The following is an 18737-nucleotide window of genomic DNA, read 5'->3' on the forward strand; positions in this document are numbered from 1 at the left end:
CAGCGTTCCATCGGTTGATGCTAAGCCGATGGGAGATGGCGCGAATCCTCCTCGTCGACGACGAAAAGATCGCCCGCACCCTGTACGGCGACTACCTCACCGCCGTGGGACACGCCGTCACGGCGGTGGGCACGCTACAAGAGGCGAAGGAAGCGCTCGCAGGCGACCGCTTCGACGCGGTGGTGACGGACCTCATCCTCCCCGGTGGCGACGGCATGGAGGTCCTGCGGCACGTGCGGGAACATCACCCGGGCGTGGAGGTGGTGGTCATCACCGGCCTGGAGAAGGTGGACCCCGCCGTGCGCGCCATCAAGAGCGGCGCCGCGGAGTACCTCGTCAAGCCGGTGGCCCCGGAGGCCCTGCAGCACGCCGTGCGCCGCGCGCTCACCACGCGCGACCTGATGCAGGAGAACGCGTCGCTGCGCCGCCACGTGGCCATGCTGGAGGCCGGGCAGCGCATCGCCACCACGTTGGACCGCGAGAAGCTGGCCGCGGTCACCGCCAGCGCGCTGCAGAGCATGGCCTCCGCCAGCGCCGTGGTGCTGCTGGAGCGCGACTCCGCCTTCGCGCTGCGGCGCCACGGCACCAGCGGCCTGTCCACCGCGCTGGAAGAGCCGCTCATCGCCGAGCTCATCGAACGCCTGACGAACGAACGCGGGCCGCGCGAGTTGGACGGCCTGGACGCGCCCTTCCCTCGCGCCGTCTCCTTCCCCGCGCTGGAGGGTGAGGCCGTGCTGGGACACGCGGTGCTCTTCTTCGGCGGCACGGGCGCGGAGTGGGCGGGCGAGACGGCCAGCTTCCTGGTGCGCAACTGGGCGCTCGCGCTGCGCAACCTCGGCCGCTTCGCCGCGGTGGAGGACCTGGCGTACGTCGACGACCTCACCCGCCTGTTCAACACCCGCTACCTGCACCTGGTGGTGGACCGCGAGGTCCAGGACGCGCTCCAGTCGCAGCGCACCTTCAGCCTTCTGTTCCTGGACCTGGACCACTTCAAGTCCATCAACGACACGCATGGCCACCTCGTGGGCTCCAAGGTGCTGGTGGAGGCAGCGCGCGTGGTGAAGGGCTGCGTGAGAGACCACGACGTCGTCGCGCGCTACGGCGGAGACGAATACGTGGTGGTGCTGCGCAACACCGACTCCGGCGGCGCGCTCAAGGTGGCCGAGCGCATCCGGCGCACCATGGAGACGCACAACTTCCTGGCGCGCGAAGGCCTGTCGCTCAAGCTCACCACGTGCATCGGCGTGGCCAGCTTCCCCGAGCACGCCCAGGACAAGGCCACGCTGTTGGACCTGTCGGACCGGGCCATGTACCGCGGCAAGCGAGGCTCGCGGAACGTCGTCTACATGGCGGCGAAGGACCTGGAGGCCCCACCGGCCGAGCGCCGGCAGGCCCACGCCGCGTCCTGACGGCTACCGGCGCAGGCTGCCGACGGTGAGGCGCTTCTCCGGGGTGACGTCCGCCGGAGCCGGCGCCGCGCCCTCCTTGCCCACGGCCTCCACGGCCTCGTGCGACGCTCCGGAAGTGATGAGCCGGTACTTCTCCACGGCCTCCTTCGCGTGCGCGGCTTGCTCTGGGTCCAACCGGGCGATGAGCTCCCAGAAGAGGGCGGCGTGCTCGCGCTCCTCGTCCATGACGTGCTGGAGGATGGCCTTGGCGTCCTCGTTGTCCGTCGCGTCGATATGGGCCGCGTAGAGGTTGATGGCGTCCAGCTCCGCCTCGATGTTGAGGCGGATGGAGCGGGCCAGCTCGGAGTCCGTCATCTTGCGGGGAACCAACGAGTGGAACGGGTTGGTCTGCGGCATGAAGGCCCTCCCGAGGCCGGTCGCGCGGTATCCGGGTTTCCGGACGGCGTGACGAGAACGCGGCCAGCATCCGCGCCGGCACGGTCCGGGTCAACGGATTCCCTCCAGGTGCGTTGCGTACAAGCGGTTGCCTCCGTCATGCTCGTCACATGGAAACACCCGCGCCGCTCGCCCAACTGCTCCAGGCCGTGGAGGCAGGGGACCTGACGGCCGCGCGAACAGCGGCGGCGGCACTGCAACGTGCGGGAGCGCACACTTCACAGCTGGCGGCGGAGGTGCTGCACGAGCTGCGACAACCGCTGCTCGGCGTGAAGGCCTACGCGCAGCTCCTCGCGGAGGACGGCGCCGCCCCCGGGCCCCTGCGCCTGCTGCTGGCCCAGGTGGAGCGGATGGAGCAGATCGTCTCCGACTTCATCCGCCTGTCGAGCGAGCGGCCGGCCTCCCAGCAGCGCCTCTCCCTGGCGGCCCCCATCTGGGCGGCGGCGAAGCACTTCAGCATCAACCCAGACTCCTCGCGCATCTCACTGGAAGTGGAGGCCCCGGAGGACATCACCATCCAGGGCAACGCGCGCCTCATCGAGCAGCTCACCCTGAACCTGCTCAACAACGCGCGCGACGCCATGGCGGGGCGCGGCCGGGTGAAGGTGGTGCTCACGATGGAGGGCCCCTCCCCTGCCCTCTACGTGGCGGACTGGGGGCCGGGCATCCCCGAGGAGCTGCGAGCGCGCATCTTCGAGCCCTATATCACCGCCAACAAGCGAGGCACCGGACTGGGCTTGTCGGTGTGCCAGCGCATCGCCCGCGAGCACCACGCGCGCCTCGAGCTGGCCCCGCAGGGCGTCATTCGCGACGTCCCGCCCCCGGCCACCGTGTTCCGCGTGCTCTTCCCCGCGACGGACGCGCCGCCCACGCAGAAGCACCGGGTCCTGGTGGTGGATGACGAAATCATCATCCGCATGGTCTTCCGCGACCTGATGGGCAAGGAGTGCGAGATCATCGAAGCGGAAAGCGGCGAGGAGGCCCTGGACCTGCTGCAACAGGCGCCGGTGGACCTCATCGTCACCGACAAGAACCTGCCCGGCATGTCCGGCCTGGAGCTGGCGCAGCAGGCGCGGCGGCTGCACACGGACTCGCGCGTCATCCTGATGACGGGCTACCCGTCGCTGGTGACGACGCAGCAGGCGCTGGAGCTGGGCGTGGTGGACTACCTGCTCAAGCCCTTCGACGACATCCGCGAGGTGCGCGCCCTGCTGCGCTCCACGCTGGCCCGGAAGCCCGTCCCCGCGCCGCTGGAGACGAACCCCGCGATGCGCCGGGTGGACGTGCTGGAGGACAACCCGGCGGCGGCGGCGCAAATCACCCACGCCCTGTCCCTGGTGGGACTGGAGGCGCGCATCCTGACGACGACGGAGCTGGCCGCGCTGGAGCCGCCCGCGGGCGTGGTGGTGAGCTGGGACTTCACGCCCGCCTACGGGCGCAAGGCGCTGGAGCTGGGCAAGGCGCTGGCCCAGGGCGCTCCCTTCGTGGTGCTGGCCGAGCACCTCACCATGGAGACGGCGCTGGAGTCCCTGCGTGCGGGCGCCGCCGCGTGCCTTCCCAAGCTGATGTCCGACGCCTCGGCGCTCAGCCGAGAGCTGAACCGCGCATTCAAACGAGAGACCCCATGAGACTCGCGCTCCTGTCCGTCCTGCTGCTGGGTGTGGCTTGCTCCTCCGACAAGCCTCCGACGCAGGACGGGCCGGACGCGGGCCGTGGCGACGCGGGCACCGGAACAGACGACGCGGGCACCGGTACGGACGATGCGGGCAGCGGCGACGCGGGTTGCGAGCCGCTGGCCTCGGGGCCGGGCACCCCACTGCTCACCGGGTTGAACACGCCCCGCAGGCTCGCGGCGGACGAAACGGACCTCTACATCGCCGAGTCCCACTCCCTGAATCCGCAGCAGCCCCAGCCGGGCCCCGGGCGGCTCCTCCGGCTGCCACGCGCGGGCGGTGACGCGGTGTCCGTGGCCACGGGATTCCGGGCGCCGGATGCCATCGCCGTGGTGTCGGACTCCGTCTACGTGCTCGACCTGGACGGGCTGTGGCGGGTGGACAAGGCGACGGGCGCGAAGGACGCACGGCCGCTCGATGCCACGGTGAACAACGTCACCATTGGCGGCACGGAGGTCCTGCCCGCGCGGATGGGCGACCGGGACGTGGTGGTCATCGCGACGTCGCACCGCCGGCTGGTGCGCGTGGACGCGTCGGGCGGCAACCGCCAGGAGCTCTACGCGGGCACGGGCTACACGCAGGTGCGCGGAGCACGCGTGCTGGGCCAGGACGTGTGGTTCCTGGTCGCCGCGGGAGAGAGCCCCGGCCTCTACAGCGTGCCGCTGGATGGCAGTGCCCCGGCCACGTTGCGCGACGGAAGCATCACCGCCGGCACCTCGTTGGAAGTCACGCCCACGCACTTCCTCGTCACCGAAGGAGGCAGCGGGAACGGCCGCGTGCTGCGCCTGCCACGCGAGGGCGGCGCGGCGGAAGTCGTGGCCACGGACCTCCAGGGGCCCGCCTTCCCGGTGGAGCTCAATGGCACGCTCTACTTCAAGGACGTCAGCACCGGCGGCACGGACTTCCTGCGCCGCGTGAGCACCTGCACGTCCGGCGCCCTGGAGCCCGTGGGCCCAGAGGGCGTGGGGCCCGGGGGCCTGCTGGTGGACGGCGACACCCTGCTCTACACGTCACAGGAAAGCGGCACCGGTGGCTTCGTGGGCCGAGTGCCCTGAGCACGGCCGGCCCCGGGTTCGCGGCACGGGGCCGCGGCAACCACCGTCCCCGTCACCTCCGAAGCCGGCCCCGCTGAAACGACAACGGCCCCGGCGCCTCGCAACGAGGCATCCGGGGCCGTCCACCACTGAGTTCCAGATGGCCCGGGACTCACGTCCCGAGCCCTCCGGAGCGGCTCAGTAGTCCATGTCGTCGCCGCCGTAGTCCGGCATGCTGGAGCCAGCGCCGCCGCCCTTGGACTTGCCCTTCGGGCGCTCGGCGACCATGGCCTCGGTGGTCAGCAGCAGCGAGGCGACGGAGGCGGCGTTCTGCAGCGCGGTGCGCTCCACCTTCGTCGGGTCGATGACGCCGGCCTTCTCCAGGTCCTCGTAGACCTCCGTGCGGGCGTTGTAGCCGAACGCGCCGGTGCCCTCGCGGACCTTGTTGATGACCACGGCGCCCTCGACGCCGGCGTTGCTGGCGATCTTCCGCAGCGGCTCCTGGAGCGCACGGAGGATGATGGCCACGCCGAAGTCCTGCTCACCGCCCAGCTTCAGCTTCTCCAGCGCGGGCAGCGCGCGGAGGTAGGCCACGCCGCCGCCAGGGACGATGCCCTCTTCGACGGCCGCGCGGGTCGCGTGCAGCGCGTCCTCGACGCGGGCCTTCTTCTCCTTCATCTCCGTCTCGGTGGCCGCGCCGACGTTGATGACGGCCACGCCGCCCACCAGCTTCGCCAGACGCTCCTGGAGCTTCTCGCGGTCGTAGTCGCTGGTGACGGTGTCAATCTGGGTGCGGATGAGCTTGATGCGGCCTTCGATGGTCGCCTTGGTGCCCACGCCGTCCACGACGGTGGTGTTGTCCTTGTCCACCGTGACGCGCTTGGCGCGGCCCAGGTCGGTCAGCGTCAGCGTCTCGAACTTGTGGCCCAGGTCCTCGCTGACCACCGTGCCGCCGGTGAGGACGGCGATGTCCTGCAGCATCTCCTTGCGGCGGTCACCAAAGCCGGGGGCCTTCACCGCGCACACGTTCAGCACGCCGCGGATCTTGTTGACCACCAGGGTGGCCAGGGCCTCGCCCTCGATGTCGTCGGCGATGATGATCAACGGCTTGCCGGAGCGGGCCACCTGCTCGAGCAGCGGAATCATGTCCTGCATCGACGAGACCTTCTTCTCGCTGATGAGGATGTAGGGGTCGTCCAGGACGGCCTCCATCCGCTCGCGGTTGGTCACGAAGTACGGGGACACGTAGCCGCGGTCGAACTGCATGCCTTCGACCACGTCGAGCGTCGTCTCGAGGCCCTTCGCCTCCTCGACGGTGATGACGCCCTCCTTGCCGACCTTCTCCATCGCGTCCGCGATGATGGCGCCGATGGTCTCATCCCCGTTGGCGGAGATGGTGCCCACCTGGGTGATGGCCTTCTTGTCGGCGGTGGGCTTGGACAGGCTCTTCAGCTCGCCCACGACGACCTCGACGGCCTTGTCGATGCCGCGCTTGAGGTCCATCGGGCTGTGGCCGGCGGCCACCAGCTTGAGGCCCTCCTCATAGATGGCGCGCGCCAGCACCGTGGCGGTGGTGGTGCCGTCGCCGGCCTTGTCGGAGGTCTTGGACGCGACCTCCTTCACCATCTGCGCGCCCATGTTCTCGAACTTGTTCTCGAGGTCGATCTCCTTGGCGACGGTGACGCCGTCCTTGGTGATCGTGGGGGAGCCGAAGCTCTTTTCGATGACCACGTTGCGGCCCTTGGGGCCGAGGGTCACCGCGACCGCGTCCGACAGGGTGCGGACGCCGCGCAGGATGGCCTCACGCGCGGACTGATGGAAGAAAATTTCCTTCGCTGCCATCGCAACCTCCTGAATTTACTGGGGGATTTTACTGGTACGACACGGGCCGTTAGCACTCGGCCATGGCGAGCGCCAACATAAGGGCCGCCCGAACGATGTCAACCAGGAAGGGTGGCCGTGTAGGCGAGCGGACGGCCCTGAGCACCCTGTCGGGCAGGGCGCCGTGGGCTACTGCGCGAAGCGGACCAGGGTGAGCAGTTGGCCCATGTCCAGGGGCTTGTGGAGCGTCAGCGCCACGCCCTTGCGCAGGCCGCGGTCCGTCACCGAGCCGTCCTCGCTGCCCGTCATCAACAGCACCGGGACGCTCTGGAAGCGGGGGTCCGCCTTGAGCATCTCCGTGAACTGGATGCCGTCCATATGGGGCATCACGTAGTCGGTGATGACCATGCTGACCTGGTTGCGCTCCAGCACGTCCAGCGCCTGGAGCGCGTCGGACGCCGAGTAGACCGTGAACCCATGCATCTCCAAGAAGCGAGAGAGCATCGTGCAGAGTTCGAGATCGTCGTCGACGACAAGGATGTTCACGGGACCGAGCGCCGCACCAGGACGGGCGAAGGAACGTAGCAGCCGTGCGCGGCGTTGACAACGAAGTGCACGGCTTCATATGTCGCGGCCCCATGGGGACGCGGACGTCGAAGCGAACGGGGGCGGGCGGGATGGAGGCGCTGGACGCGGCAGCAGAGGCCTTCGAGAGGGGTGACTTCGAGGCGGCCCTGGCCGCCGCCGACCGGGTCCTGGCCCAGGCCTCGGACGCGCTGGACGCCCTGCACCTGCGCGCCGCCGCCCTGGTGGAGCTGGGCCGCCTGGAGGAAGCCGGCCGGGCCTTCGGCGCCGCGCTGAGGGTGTCCCCGGACGACCTGGAGGTGCTCCTGGGCACCGCGGACCTCCTCATCTGCCGCGTGGGTGAGGACCGGGAGGCCGTGGAGGAAGGCCTGGGCTTCTGCGCGAAGGGCAAGCGCCTGGCGCAGAAGGCCGGCGACGTGGAGGTGCTCTACGAGTTCCTTCTCCTGGAGGGCATGGGCCTGAACCAGGTGGGCGACTGCCGCACGGCCCTGGCGAGCCTGGACGCGGCGCTGGGGCACATGCCGCGCTCGGTGGACGCGCAGTTGGAGCGGGGCATCGCCCTGTTCGAGCTGTGCCGCTTCGACGAGGCGAAGGCCGCCTTCGACAAGGTGCTGAAGGACACGCCCGACGAGGCCTGGGCCCACCAGTACCAGGGACTGCTGGCGGAGCGCCGGGGCGACGAGAAGGAAGCCCAGCGCCGCTTCGCGAAGGCCCAGGCGCTGGTGCCGACGGAGTTCTTCCCGCCGGTGGAGCTGGGCGAGGCCGAGTTCGACCGCGCGGTGGAGGCCGCTGTGCAGTCCCTGCCCGGCCACGCGAAGCAGTACCTGGACAACGTCACCATCGCGGTGGAGGACCTGCCGGCGGACGAGGACCTGCTGGGTGAGGACCCTCCCCTGTCACCTAGCATCCTCGGGGTGTTCCGCGGCCTGGCGGTGGGCGAGCGCAGCGTGACGAACGCGTTCGACCACGTCCCCGCGTCCATCGTGCTGTACCAGAAGAACCTGGAGCGCTTCGCCCGCACCCGCGAGGAGCTCATCGAGCAGATTGGCATCACCGTGATGCACGAGGTCGGTCACCTCATGGGACTGGATGAGGATGACCTGTGGCAACGGGGGCTGGACTGAGCGCCGCGAGCGTCTGGCGGATGCCGTCGCGGTACGGCGTCTTCCGGATGTCGCCGAGCAGCGCCTTCAGCGCCGAGTCGTCCATGATGACGGGCGAGGTATGCAGGTAGTGCATCTCCCCCAGCTCGCGCATGAACGGGCTGAAGAGGCCGAGGACGCGCACCATCCCCGGCCCCAGCACGGAGTACTTCGCGGGGTGGCCAGCCTGGGCGTAGATGTCCTCCACCAGGGCCGCCTGGGAGGTGACGCCCGCGCCCCCGAGGTTCCAGAAGCGGCCGTAGGCGCCCGGCGAGTCCATGAGCGCCGTCACCGTGGGGCCCACGTCTGGCACGTAGACGAACTCGTGGGGCGTGTCGATGGGGCCGATGAGCTGGGCGCGCTTGCCCTGTGAGGCGGCGACGAAGGCGCGGTGGAGGAAGCTGTTCTCCACGCCCGGGCCGTAGAAGTCCGGGAGGCGGAGGATGGTGACTTTGATGGAGCCCGCCTTGTCCGCCGCGAGCAGCAGGTCCTCCTGAGCCTTGCGCAAGCGGCCCTTGTTCGTGTGCGGCACGCGGGGGTGGGACTCGTTGACGACGTCCGTACGCGGCCGGCCGTAGGGGTACACGCTGGCTATGAAGACGATGCGCTCCACGCCCTCGGCGATGGCGGCGTCGAGCGTGCGCTTCATCAGCACAGGGTGGAGGTGAAACTGCCAGTAGGGCACGCCCACCAGGTAGACGAGCGTCTGGACGCCCCGGGCCGCGGCCTGGATGGAGGCCATGTCGTCGGGATTCCAGGTGACGATCTCCGCCTGCGGGTCCGCCCCGAACTCCCGCTGCAAGCCCTCCCGGGAGCGCCCCACCACACGGTAGCCCCGCCCCTGCCCCCGCAGCGTCTGCGCGATGCTGTGTCCGACGACGCCCGAGGCGCCGAACAACGCGACCGTGCCCATGTCCTGCTCCCATTTCCGAACGGCGAGTGGTTTGTGAACACTGTTCATGAACACCGTTCATCTACTGCTGGCCGTTCAGTTGGTCAAGGCCTACACTGGGAACATGGGGATTGCGGAGCGGAAGGAGCGACAGCGAGCGGAGCTGCGCGAGCAGATTCTGCGAGTCGCCCGGGACATCGTGGTGAAGGAGGGCTTCCCTGCCCTCTCGATGCGCAAGCTGGCGGACGCGGTGGAGTACGCGCCGGCGACGCTCTACCTCCACTTCGAAAACCGGGAGGCCATCGCGAAGGAGCTGTGCGTGCGCGGCTTCCAGGACCTGCTGGCCATGCTGGAGCCCGCGGCCCAGGTGGAGGACCCGCTGGAGCGGTTGCCCAAGCTGGCGGAGGCCTACGTCCGATTCGGCCTGGAACACCCGGAGACGTACCGGCTGATCTTCATGGAGGACCCGAAGCTCTCCACGGCGCTGTTCGGGGACCACCCGGAGGGCGCGGGGCCGAGGTCATTCGGGGTGCTGGTGCAGGTGTTCGTGGACCTGCTGGCGGCCGGGAGGCTGGAGGAAGGCACGAAGCCGGAGCAGCTCGCGGAGGTGCTGTGGGCGGGGGTCCACGGCATCGTGAGCTTGAGACTCACGTGCACGGGGTTTCCGGGCACGCCTGCGGAGGAGCTGACGCAGGTGCTGGTGACGACATTGGTGAAGGGCATGCCGGGGTTGAAGCCGGGACAGGCGCAGAAGAAGGCACGGTGAGCCCGTGGCCCTGGGTTGACGGGGTCCGCAGGGTCCTGCGTAATCGCAGACGGTAGGGCCTCCGGACCTGGTGGCCGGCCCGGTCTTCAAAACCGGTGAGGGGCGCTGAGAGGCGTCCCTGGCGAGTTCGATTCCCGTGCCCTACCGCCATGTTTTCATTGGGGTTTTCTGACGCGACCCTGATCGGGTTGCGGGGCGCCCCACCCTCCTGTACCTCTCGTACCCAAGTTCTACCCAAGTGAGGGGGTACGGGAGCCGCGCATGACGAAGTGGAGCGGGAAGTGGCTCGGGGGCCGCACGTACACGGCCACCGACGGAAGCACGCGCTGGATCATCCGCAAGACCGTTGCCGGGGTCGCGTACAACGTCACGCTGGACGTGCGGAGCGAGGCCGAGGCCCTGGCCGAGCTGGCGGCCTTCCGCCGCAACCCGGCCGCGTACCGGACCGCGAGCCAGGAGCGCCAGGACGAGGCCCAGCAGGCCCAGGAGGACGCCGCGCAGGCGGTGTTCCTGGACGAGGAGCGCGCCCGGCGGTTCCTCCAGCACCTGAAGGCCAGCGGCAGGTCCGACGAGTACCTGAAGAGCACGCGCAGCTACCTGGCCGCGTGGGCAACGGCGCTCGCGGGCAAGGACCTGCGCGCGGTGACCGGACCGGCGTTGAAGAAGATCCTGGCCACCTGGGACACCGGCAAGAAGTGGCGCATCATCGTCTTCAAGTCCTTCACCTCGTTCCTCCAGGACGCGGGCGAGCTGGACCCGATGGTGAACCCCGGGCGCTTCCTGAAGGTCCCCCCTGCCCGCCGGAACCACGAACTCAAGGGCTACAGCATCGAGCACGTCCAGAAGCACTACGCGGCCCTCGGCTCGCAGGCGATCCGCGACGTGCTGTGCCTCCAAGCCAAGACCGGGATGCACGGAACCGAGGTGGACCGGCTCGCGCGCGGCGACGGCAAGATCACGGTGCTGAAGGACCAGGGTGAGATCGCCGCCACCGTCACGTTCAAGCACAAGACCGGGAAGCGGTTCACCTTGTCGCTCGATGCGCAGGGGCTCGCCGCCGCCCAGCGTCTCCAGGCCCGGGGCTCCGCACCGGATCGACAGACCATCCGCGAGGCCGTGGAGCGAGTGTGCGCGCGCACGGGCTTGGAGTTCGTCCACTTCGGCGCGATCCGGCACAGCTTCGCAACGTGGCTGGTCGAGCGAGGCAGCCTCTACAACCCGCAGGGCGGCGGCCTCTCCCTGGAGGCCGTCGCCCAGGCGCTCAACCACAGCAGCACCCGAACCACGGCCCTCCACTATGTCAGCGCCACCGTGCCGCCGATGTACGTCGTCCCCATCAGGCTGGAGCATGCGGCGGATCCAGCGAAACCGCGCACAGTACACTGTTCCGGGCAGACCGAATCACTGGACGCACAAACCACAGATGCTGCTCTTCGGTAAACTTTGGAGTTCAATCAGCTTCTCCACCTAAAGCCCGAGATCAATAACATGCCCAGCACTCGATCAGAGAAAGACGCACAGGAACTGTTAGAGGCAAACCAGTATTCCGTCGAGAAGCTCCCCGAATCCAATCGACGCACGGCAGACTTCTTCGTAAGCAAGAACAACGACAGATACATAATTGAAGTCACCGAAAAAGAACCAGCGGAAGCTTTCACGCAGATGCTTCAGACAGCAAACAAGGAGGGGCTTGGGACGCTCATTCGGGAGCTAGATCGAAACAATGGGCTTGATGGGATCATTAAGAAGAAGGCGGCTCAACTTCGCGCAACCGATAGGGAAGCCGACTTCAAGCTGCTGTGGATTGCTGGCCCGAACGGCGATTCCGACTTCTTCCGCGACGTACTCATACGAACCCTGTATGGTCTTGCGCAGCTCTCAGCGGTTCGCTCCATGGATCTAGACTTCCTGAAAACGTCACCGCCGACAATGCACATATGCTTCTATTATGACTACTTCTCTTTTTACGGATTGCCCGATCTCGCTGGCGTCATCTTCTCGGTTCAAGGACAGAAGATTCTGTTTGTAAATCCTTTTGGAGGAAAGGCATCAGAGTTCCGAAACTCCGAAATACACCACCTATTTGAGAACATCGGAGCCGTGGCCGATCCTGACACCATCAAGGATCCCTCCGTGCTCTTTCTTGGCCTCAAGGTAGAGCGCTCAAACCAACGTGCAAAATGGGAATACATCAAAAACACGTACGGCATACTCACGAGCCGCATGATAGAGTCCTCCTTCCGGGGAGTGGTCCCTTTTAAGATCTCAACCCAATACTCCCCGGGCACATCGGGTTCATTTCCGAGGGAAGAAACTCCATAGCAATCTCCCAACACCCAATAACTCCCCCCGAGGCGAAAGCCGACTCGGGCTGTGGAGGAGATGACCGGGCTACTGTTGGTGCCATGATCTCCCTTTCGTTTGCGCGCAAAGGAATATCGAGATGGGTAAAGCAACTCCTTCGCAAGCCAGGAGTACGATCAGAAGCTCGTTGCTTCTGATTGTCGACCCGGAGCTAAGCGAAGAAGAAAAGGATCTTGTCTGGTCACACTTTGGCTCTGCATGTGGTTACTGCGGTCGGGAACTCAATCGTGTGGCGAGAGAAGGTCATGTGGATCATTTGATTCCCTTGTCGCTCGGTGGTCGCAATCACATCGGAAATCGGGTGCTTGCATGTGCAGCATGCAATGGGAACGAAAAGAGAGAACTTCCGTGGGAGCCCTTCCTCAAGAGCAAGTGCACGACGCCCGATATTCTTGCAGCACGGCGAGCCCGGATCGATGCTTGGAAGGCGCACTTCAGTGCGGATGAACTCCAGTTGCCACCTGATGTTCTTGCGGTGCTTGAAGCAGCTACAGCCCGTGTCTTTGCAGCCTACGATGCCGCAGTAGAGGAGGTTCGCGCCCTCAAGAAAAAATTGGTTTAGAGCCCATTATCAATCGGGCGCTGCCTCTGCTCCTCAAGTGCCTTTTCTGCTCGGGAAGGATTCCGATCTGACCGCGCAATACTAATGCGCCAATGGTTGAAGGCGCCTGCCATCTGATCGGTTTCCCTATACCGCTATCTCACGGATCGCAGACTCAAGGGCATGCATGGATTTGCTGCCCTCACAATTTCGAGTTTGTGTTCCTCTCTTCTTTGAGACAAGGCTCGCCCTTGTCTTCGTCAGCCGCGAGTTGTCCTTCCGTGGAGTACCCTCCGCAAGCAGAGCCTCGATGCTCGCCACCGTGATCATCACGGACCGACCAACCTTCGGTGCCCGCTCCAACCGGCCCTGCGCCAAGAGATTGAAGACCTGAGATCGCTTGCAGCCGAGCATTTCCGACGCGCGAGCCTGCGACACGGCCGAGGCATTCTGCGTGGACGATTGGGCGCGAAGCGCACGGACCTCGCGCTTTATCTCCGCCAACTCCTGGAGGATAGCGACTTCTACCGGCGCGGGCCCATGATCTTCAGTGGGCACGGCAGGACGGAAGACCGGAATAGGAATAGGCGCAAGTTCAAATGGTGGCTCCGGCTGAGCAAGCAACGAGCATCTACGACTGACGCTGAAGTTCTCGAACATGGGCTTGTACTCGACCGGTTCCCATCGGAGCCGGTGGATAGTGTCGAAGGTGTGGATCGAGCCGAGAGCCCCAACAACTACGGCGGTGGAGCACGGCGCTGGTGACGCCCAGTGACGACCCGGTTCGGTCGGGCCAGAAGAAGGAGGCAGATCCTTTTCTCTTCTGCTTCTTCTGACCCAACCAACGGGTCGTCACGGGTGTCACCGATGCGCTACCCGAGCGCGAGCGAGGTGACAGCCTGAACGACTCCGGTTGTCACTTCGGCTGTCACGGTCGTCATCAGCGAACCGGTCCCCGCAGCACCTGTGGAAACGCCTCCGGAGGGAGTGGTAGCTCAGCCTTCGCCTCGGCCAGGTTCTCGTAATACCGCTCGGAGTTGGTACGCCGGTAATTGATGCCATGGGTGCGCTCCATCCATTGCTTGAAGTCGCTGAGTTCGTTGTCGCTCAGGTGCTCGGCGCGCGATCGCTTCGAGACGATGCTGGCCGTGAGCTTCGCGCCCTTGGCGAAGACGAAGTTCTCGTCGAAGAAGTCCTGGAACTTCTGCTCGAATGAGGCAGCGCGCTCATCCTGGAGTGCGCGCGTGGTGTCCGTCAGCGGCAGGTCACCATGATGCGGGCACAGGCGTTGGTAGATGTTCCTGCACATCCAAAGGAAGCCCGGTAGTTCGACCATGAGACGGGACCGCCATGTCGGGTCGTCCTTGCGCTTGCTCTCGGCGATCTCGATGTAGAGCATCCTGGAGCGGTCCGAGTTCTGGCTGCTGATCTCTGGCTTCGGGTTGCTGGCCACGAACAGCTTGGTCTTGAGCGGGTACGAGAAAGGCGTCTGGCCCTTGTACTCGACCAGGACGTGATCGCCGCTCGTGAGGTTCCGGACGATCTCCATCATGCCGAATCGGGGGTTCTTGCAGTCGGCGTAAACCGCGAGGCGCTTGCCGTAGAAGGCGCTGTAGACGAACTGGTTGCCCTTCAGGTGGCTGTTCGTGATGCCCGTGGCAGCCGGGCCGAACACCTCCATCAACACACCGAGCACCACGGACTTCCCATCCTGCCCCTCGCCCCGGAGCCACAGATACTGGCGTCCCATGTTCTTCGGCTCGAAGCAGGACCAGACGTAGGCCATGAACGTCTCGCGGTCACTCAGCCGCTCCAGGAACTCACTCCATGCCGGGCAGGCGGACTGGGTGGGCTGCCAGTTGAAGCGTTTGAAGCAATGCCGCTCGTCCCCCTCGAAGCAGAACGGCTCCGGCTCGACCGCGAGGCGCGGGCATTCCTTCTTCCAGAGCAGGATCGCATCGCCGAGGATCTTGTCCGGCGGGATCTGACCGAAGAGCGCCTTCAGGTGGTCATGAAGAACCTGTCGCAGGTGCGCGTCACCGTGAAGCAGATTCACCTCCCGACGGGCGTTCACCGAAAAGATGCGCTCGGTGCCGTCTTCAGCCCGCAGGAGAGCGAACCGCTTGTTCAGCACCGGGACGCAGTGCTCCACGAGCTTCGCGGTCCCGAAGTTTGTGTACGCGGCCTCGGCGGTGAGCACTTCGGCAGGTGGGGCGAGATTCGCGATCTCGTCCTCGTCGATACCGCTGAGCCTCTTCTTTGCCTCCCTCTGCCACCGCTTGAAGTCGTGCCTCTTGAGCAAGAGCCGCGCGAGCTTCGCAACCCGATCGAAGTCGAGCTTCTGCTGCTTCCGGTTCATGTCGTCCCAATGCTGCTCCAGCCAGTCCAGGGCCTCGGCCACGTTGAATGGTCGAACCGAGTCCTGAAGAAGCTCCAGACGGCACTCCCGGTCCAGAGAAGACACGGCGAGGTAATCGTCGATCCCGAGCTTCTCCTCCCCCCTCTCGTGCGGCAGGTACGCGACTTCGACGGTGGCACTCTCTCCGGCAAGGAGCACACCGAGTTGGTGGAGGCCCGAGAGGACGTCCCCGTTGGTGTCCACGTCGGAGTCGAAGCATATGATGAAGGTCTTGTCCGCGACGGCGAGCCGCTTCAGCCCCTCGGCGAGCATGCGCTCGTCCCTGCCCTCACACTTCGCGATCCAGCGCGCATTGCCATCGCCACCGTTCTGCGCCCCTTGGATGGCAACGGCCGCGAGCCCTGCCTGACGCAGCGCCAGTGCCTTGAACTCGCCCTCGCAGATCCAGATGCTCGTGGTCGAGCGCAGGAGAGGGTCATCCGGCCCGAATGGGTAGTACACGAGCGAGCCCTTGCCGCATGGGCATAGGTACTTCGGGCCTTCGATGAACTGCGGCGGCAGGTCGCGCATGTACTCGGCCGCGATGCTGTGCGGCATCTGGTCTTCGGGAACCGGCACCCGAGGATCATCGGGCCGCAGTTTCACGTACCCGTCGCAGCCCGAGTACGGAATCACGAGGCCGGGGGCTGGGATGGACTGGCGGCCACCACGCCGGTCGAGAAGTTCAGCTCCCTCTTCCTGAGTCCAGTACGCGCGAATCCCGGCCTTGATCGCGGTTTCGCCGGTGATGCCACGCTCAGTCAGAACCGCCTGCGATGCGGCAGAGAACTTCGGCGTGTTCGTGTTCCTCCCCGTGTCGGTGTTGGTGTCACTGCTGCATTCATTGAGGTTCGTCGAGTTGTCCATATCGAAGAGATATCGAATTGGGTTGATGGCCCCCTGCCCTGAGCCATCCCCTCATATGAGGCCGAACGCCTCTTGGAAAACCCGATGGCCGTGAAGGAGTTCGGCGAAGCGCTCGACGAGAGGCCGAAGGCGCTCCTCTTTCATCATGGGAATGGCTTGGTAATACATGCAGCCCTGACGGAAGAGCGAGTAGGTGCGCGTCTTGACGGTGTTGGCCTTCAAGCCCTTCTCCATGCCAAGACTCTCCCCGGCAGCGCCCAGCAGCGTCAGCAGCACCTGGGCCAGTGCGCTCACCAGCAGCAGCCTGTCCCTGCGCTCGGGACTCTTCACACGCACCGTGGACAGCCCCATCCCGAATCTCAAGTCCTTGACGTCACGGAACGTCTCTTCGCACGAGAAGCGCTGGGAGTAGAGGTCCACCACCTGGCGAGCGCTGGCGCCGTCCAGGCTGGTGGCCAGACACCAAGGCTCCTTCATGCCCTTCTGGTGCACCAGCACCACCGCGGGCACCGGTGCCCGGTCCGCCGTGACATGCACGTCCGTTAGCTTCTTGGCGTGCCCGCTGGCTGGAATCCATTCGGCCGCCGGACGCTGGTGGCCCCCTTCCACCTCTACCCGCACGTCCTTGCGAAAGCGCACCACGTACTCGAAGCCTGCCTGTGCCAACAAGGCATACAGCCGCTGGTCCGCGAAGCCCCGGTCCGCCAGTATCGTCACCTTCACCCCGTCGGGCACGCACTCCTTCAACCGCAGCAGCAGCTCATCCTCCGCGTGGGCCCGGTTGCCCGTCAGGGCGCTCTTCTGCAGCGTCAGCCATAGCAGGGGCGTGGCGCGCCCGTGTGAGGTGACGAGGCTGGCCACCAGATTGGTGTGGTCATCGGCCTCGAAGTCCGTCCAGTCCAGCGCCACCACCGCCTCGGTGCGCTCGGCCAGCACGTATGGCACCCACGAGGCCGCCAGTTGCCACACGTCCACCGCCTCGTTGGACAGCAGCCGGTCCACCTGCTTGATGCCGTGCTTCTGCACGCCGCCTCGGGCCCATGCCAGGGCTTGGCCAATGGTGTGCACCGACAAGGACGCGGCGTGCACCACGCCCAACGTCGCATGCGACAGCGACAGCACCCGCTTGGCGTGCAGGTCCTCCTCGAACAAGTTCTCCAGGAACGCCCGCACCTGCCCCTCATTGATGGCCACCTTGCGTACCAGCATGGCCTCTCCTCCTGCACCTCACCACTCCACTCCGCACGGAGCTGTCAGGTAGGCGCCTGGCTCTCCCCTCGCTCAAATGCGGGGATCGCTCAGCCCCCGCCCCCCTCCGAACCAACTACACACGATTCGGGACTTGACCCTGGGCAGCGCGTGAAGCTCTGGAGGTTCAGGTCATGGCTGACGGCTCCCAAATCCTCAACAGCATGCCCGTCATCGCGGTGCTGGGACGCAACCCAAACACATATCAAGGTGGACGCGAATTTAACGAAGACTCGTAAGCAGGTGAAGTGACGGGACGTCCCAGCGTCACTGACGCTCCGACTGCTCGCCATGGCCGGAACGGCTGCTCGGCTCGAGCTGGAATGGGTGCTCACCATCACCGGAATACGCATCAAGGAAACGAAGAACGTGCGCATCTGGGACGAGTTGGAGGAAGCGCGCAAGTCCGGCGAGGCGCGCTGAGCGCCCCCGCCACGGCCTTGAGGCCGGACGTGACACGAGAACGGGGCCGGAAGCCGCTGAGCGTTCAGCGGTCTCCGGCCCCGTTGCTTTCAGCCCCCAGGCTGCGCGCACTCGCGCAGGAGGGAGCGAACCTCCATCAGCAACTGCCCGAGCCGGTTCTTCCCGGTGCCCGTGGAGCCGCCGCCCCAGTAGTACTCATCGGTGGTCTTCTCGATGAGCTGCTCGTCGTGGGTGGACAGCAACTCCTCGCGAGCGTCCGCGTGCGTCTCGAACTTCGCGAGGACAGCCCGGCTAGTGCTCCTTAGTTGAAATGGAGTTCCTGACATGACCTCGCAGGGAGCCCAGGCTTCACTGGTAGTCGGCCCACTGCCTGTCATTCGGCGACGAGTTGGTCGAGCGCGTGAACGTCGCGGTCTTCCCCACCGCGTCCGCATAGCCGATGGTCCGGTCCAGCGTGCAGAGAAGCGCGTCGTTGCCGTCCACCTTGAGGCCTTGGCAGGTCATCAGGTCGCCGAGCTTCAACGAGCCTCCACTGACCCTCCAGACGCCGGTGCGTTTGAACATGCGGGAGAGAGGAATCTCGGCGGTGTAGCCATTTGAACGCACGGTCCCCGCGCCCTCGGCGTAGTAGAGGATGAAGCTCTTGTCCTGCTTCAGATAGGCGGTCGCGGCGAACAGGTTGATGCCATCCCGCTGGGCGGGGAACGCAACCGCGCCACCCGGGGCGCCAGCGTATTTCTCATAGGCGAACTGTGCGTAGTACTCGCTCGCGGGCCTGCCATTCACCGTCGTTTCCGTGACAGGCACCTCCTCTCCATTTCCATTTCCATTTCCATCTCCATCTCCATCTCCGTTCGGATTGGACGGCTCCGAGTCACCTCCACAAGCAACGAGAAGGGCCCCGAGGGAGAGTCCAGCAAGCGCGCACGGCCAACGAATGAACGACGTATTCACAGGATGAGTCCTTTGATCCGAGGGTTTGCTCTCGCGAGCTGCGGCCCTGAACTCGCGGCCCCAACAGCGCGAAAATGCCGACGAGCACCCGCGAGCGCCGTCGGCCCCCATGGGACCGCGCATACGGCGAGTTAATTCACGTGAAACACACCACTCGGACGATTTCACACTTTGAGAATCTGGAA

At 66.0% G+C, this 18737-nt stretch carries 18 protein-coding genes and 1 tRNA gene; 10 read left to right on the plus strand and 9 right to left on the minus strand.

What is annotated here, in order from left to right:
* Positions 1–35: 35 nt before the first annotated feature.
* The gene (locus tag OZ403_RS23170) at positions 36–1409 is read left to right on the plus strand and encodes a GGDEF domain-containing response regulator (RefSeq protein ID WP_268781757.1); all 1374 of its coding nucleotides are present in this window, start codon (positions 36–38) and stop codon (positions 1407–1409) included.
* A gap of 3 nt (positions 1410–1412) precedes the next feature.
* Here the strand turns inward: OZ403_RS23170 and encC are convergent, their stop codons facing one another.
* On the minus strand, positions 1413–1805 hold the full coding sequence (encC, locus tag OZ403_RS23175) for an encapsulin nanocompartment cargo protein EncC (protein ID WP_140793072.1): 393 nt from the start codon (positions 1803–1805) through the stop codon (positions 1413–1415).
* Positions 1806–1954: 149 nt separating this feature from the next.
* Here encC and sinK point away from each other — a divergent pair, with 149 nt between their 5' ends.
* Together sinK and sinM are read left to right on the plus strand one after the other, a co-directional pair.
* Positions 1955–3472 carry a hybrid histidine protein kinase/response regulator SinK gene (sinK, locus tag OZ403_RS23180; RefSeq protein ID WP_268781758.1) on the plus strand — a complete coding sequence of 506 codons (1518 nt, stop codon included), beginning with the start codon at positions 1955–1957 and terminating at the stop codon, positions 3470–3472.
* A complete protein-coding gene (gene sinM, locus OZ403_RS23185; protein ID WP_140798919.1) occupies positions 3469–4572 on the plus strand; it encodes a signal integration modulator SinM in 1104 nt (367 codons plus the stop codon). Before sinK ends, sinM begins: the two co-directional genes overlap by 4 nt.
* Before the next feature lie 177 nt (positions 4573–4749).
* Here sinM and groL read toward each other — a convergent pair whose 3' ends face one another.
* A complete protein-coding gene (gene groL / locus OZ403_RS23190) occupies positions 4750–6393 on the minus strand; it encodes a chaperonin GroEL (RefSeq protein ID WP_140875952.1) in 1644 nt (547 codons plus the stop codon).
* Positions 6394–6561: 168 nt separating this feature from the next.
* Entirely contained in the window at positions 6562–6918 is a 357-nt protein-coding gene (locus OZ403_RS23195; protein ID WP_002639463.1) for a response regulator, read from the minus strand.
* A 92-nt stretch (positions 6919–7010) separates the two neighbouring features.
* Between OZ403_RS23195 and OZ403_RS23200 the strand changes: the two genes are divergently transcribed.
* Positions 7011–8081 (plus strand): metallopeptidase family protein, encoded by a 1071-nt coding sequence (locus OZ403_RS23200; protein WP_268781759.1) that lies wholly within the window; start codon positions 7011–7013, stop codon positions 8079–8081.
* Here OZ403_RS23200 and OZ403_RS23205 read toward each other — a convergent pair.
* Positions 8035–9012 carry an NAD-dependent epimerase/dehydratase family protein gene (locus OZ403_RS23205; RefSeq protein WP_268781760.1) on the minus strand — a complete coding sequence of 326 codons (978 nt, stop codon included), beginning with the start codon at positions 9010–9012 and terminating at the stop codon, positions 8035–8037. The two genes, OZ403_RS23200 and OZ403_RS23205, sit on opposite strands and share 47 nt — an antisense overlap.
* 46 nt (positions 9013–9058) lie before the next feature.
* Between OZ403_RS23205 and OZ403_RS23210 the strand changes: the two genes are divergently transcribed.
* From OZ403_RS23210 to OZ403_RS23230, 5 genes are all read left to right on the plus strand, one after another.
* Positions 9059–9757 carry a TetR/AcrR family transcriptional regulator gene (locus OZ403_RS23210; protein WP_268781761.1) on the plus strand — a complete coding sequence of 233 codons (699 nt, stop codon included), beginning with the start codon at positions 9059–9061 and terminating at the stop codon, positions 9755–9757.
* A gap of 51 nt (positions 9758–9808) precedes the next feature.
* Positions 9809–9907: transfer RNA gene (locus OZ403_RS23215), tRNA-Sec, on the plus strand.
* A gap of 111 nt (positions 9908–10018) precedes the next feature.
* On the plus strand, positions 10019–11197 hold the full coding sequence (locus OZ403_RS23220; RefSeq protein ID WP_268781762.1) for a tyrosine-type recombinase/integrase: 1179 nt from the start codon (positions 10019–10021) through the stop codon (positions 11195–11197).
* A 48-nt stretch (positions 11198–11245) separates the two neighbouring features.
* On the plus strand, positions 11246–12079 hold the full coding sequence (locus OZ403_RS23225) for a hypothetical protein (RefSeq protein ID WP_268781763.1): 834 nt from the start codon (positions 11246–11248) through the stop codon (positions 12077–12079).
* A 121-nt stretch (positions 12080–12200) separates the two neighbouring features.
* Positions 12201–12683, plus strand: coding sequence for an HNH endonuclease (locus OZ403_RS23230; RefSeq protein WP_268781764.1), 483 nt, complete (start codon positions 12201–12203; stop codon positions 12681–12683).
* A 126-nt stretch (positions 12684–12809) separates the two neighbouring features.
* Here the strand turns inward: OZ403_RS23230 and OZ403_RS23235 are convergent, their stop codons facing one another.
* The 3 genes from OZ403_RS23235 to OZ403_RS23245 all read right to left on the minus strand — a co-directional run bounded on the left by OZ403_RS23235 (position 12810) and on the right by OZ403_RS23245 (position 17136).
* Positions 12810–13322 carry a helix-turn-helix domain-containing protein gene (locus tag OZ403_RS23235; protein ID WP_268781765.1) on the minus strand — a complete coding sequence of 171 codons (513 nt, stop codon included), beginning with the start codon at positions 13320–13322 and terminating at the stop codon, positions 12810–12812.
* Positions 13323–13602: 280 nt separating this feature from the next.
* A complete protein-coding gene (locus tag OZ403_RS23240; RefSeq protein ID WP_268781766.1) occupies positions 13603–15927 on the minus strand; it encodes a DUF3854 domain-containing protein in 2325 nt (774 codons plus the stop codon).
* 51 nt (positions 15928–15978) lie between these two features.
* The gene (locus tag OZ403_RS23245; RefSeq protein ID WP_268781767.1) at positions 15979–17136 is read right to left on the minus strand and encodes an IS4 family transposase; all 1158 of its coding nucleotides are present in this window, start codon (positions 17134–17136) and stop codon (positions 15979–15981) included.
* Between the two features lie 330 nt (positions 17137–17466).
* On the opposite strand from OZ403_RS23245, the gene OZ403_RS23250 reads away from it, so the two are divergent.
* Positions 17467–17598, plus strand: coding sequence for a hypothetical protein (locus tag OZ403_RS23250; protein WP_257792112.1), 132 nt, complete (start codon positions 17467–17469; stop codon positions 17596–17598).
* Between the two features lie 89 nt (positions 17599–17687).
* Here OZ403_RS23250 and OZ403_RS23255 read toward each other — a convergent pair whose 3' ends face one another.
* Positions 17688–17924 (minus strand): NADAR domain-containing protein, encoded by a 237-nt coding sequence (locus OZ403_RS23255; protein ID WP_201800624.1) that lies wholly within the window; start codon positions 17922–17924, stop codon positions 17688–17690.
* A gap of 22 nt (positions 17925–17946) precedes the next feature.
* On the minus strand, positions 17947–18405 hold the full coding sequence (locus OZ403_RS23260; protein WP_237077348.1) for a hypothetical protein: 459 nt from the start codon (positions 18403–18405) through the stop codon (positions 17947–17949).
* Positions 18406–18737: the final 332 nt, after the last annotated feature.

It is taken from the genome of Myxococcus sp. NMCA1, assembly GCF_026810205.1.
Classification (GTDB): Bacteria; Myxococcota; Myxococcia; order Myxococcales; family Myxococcaceae; genus Myxococcus; species Myxococcus xanthus_A.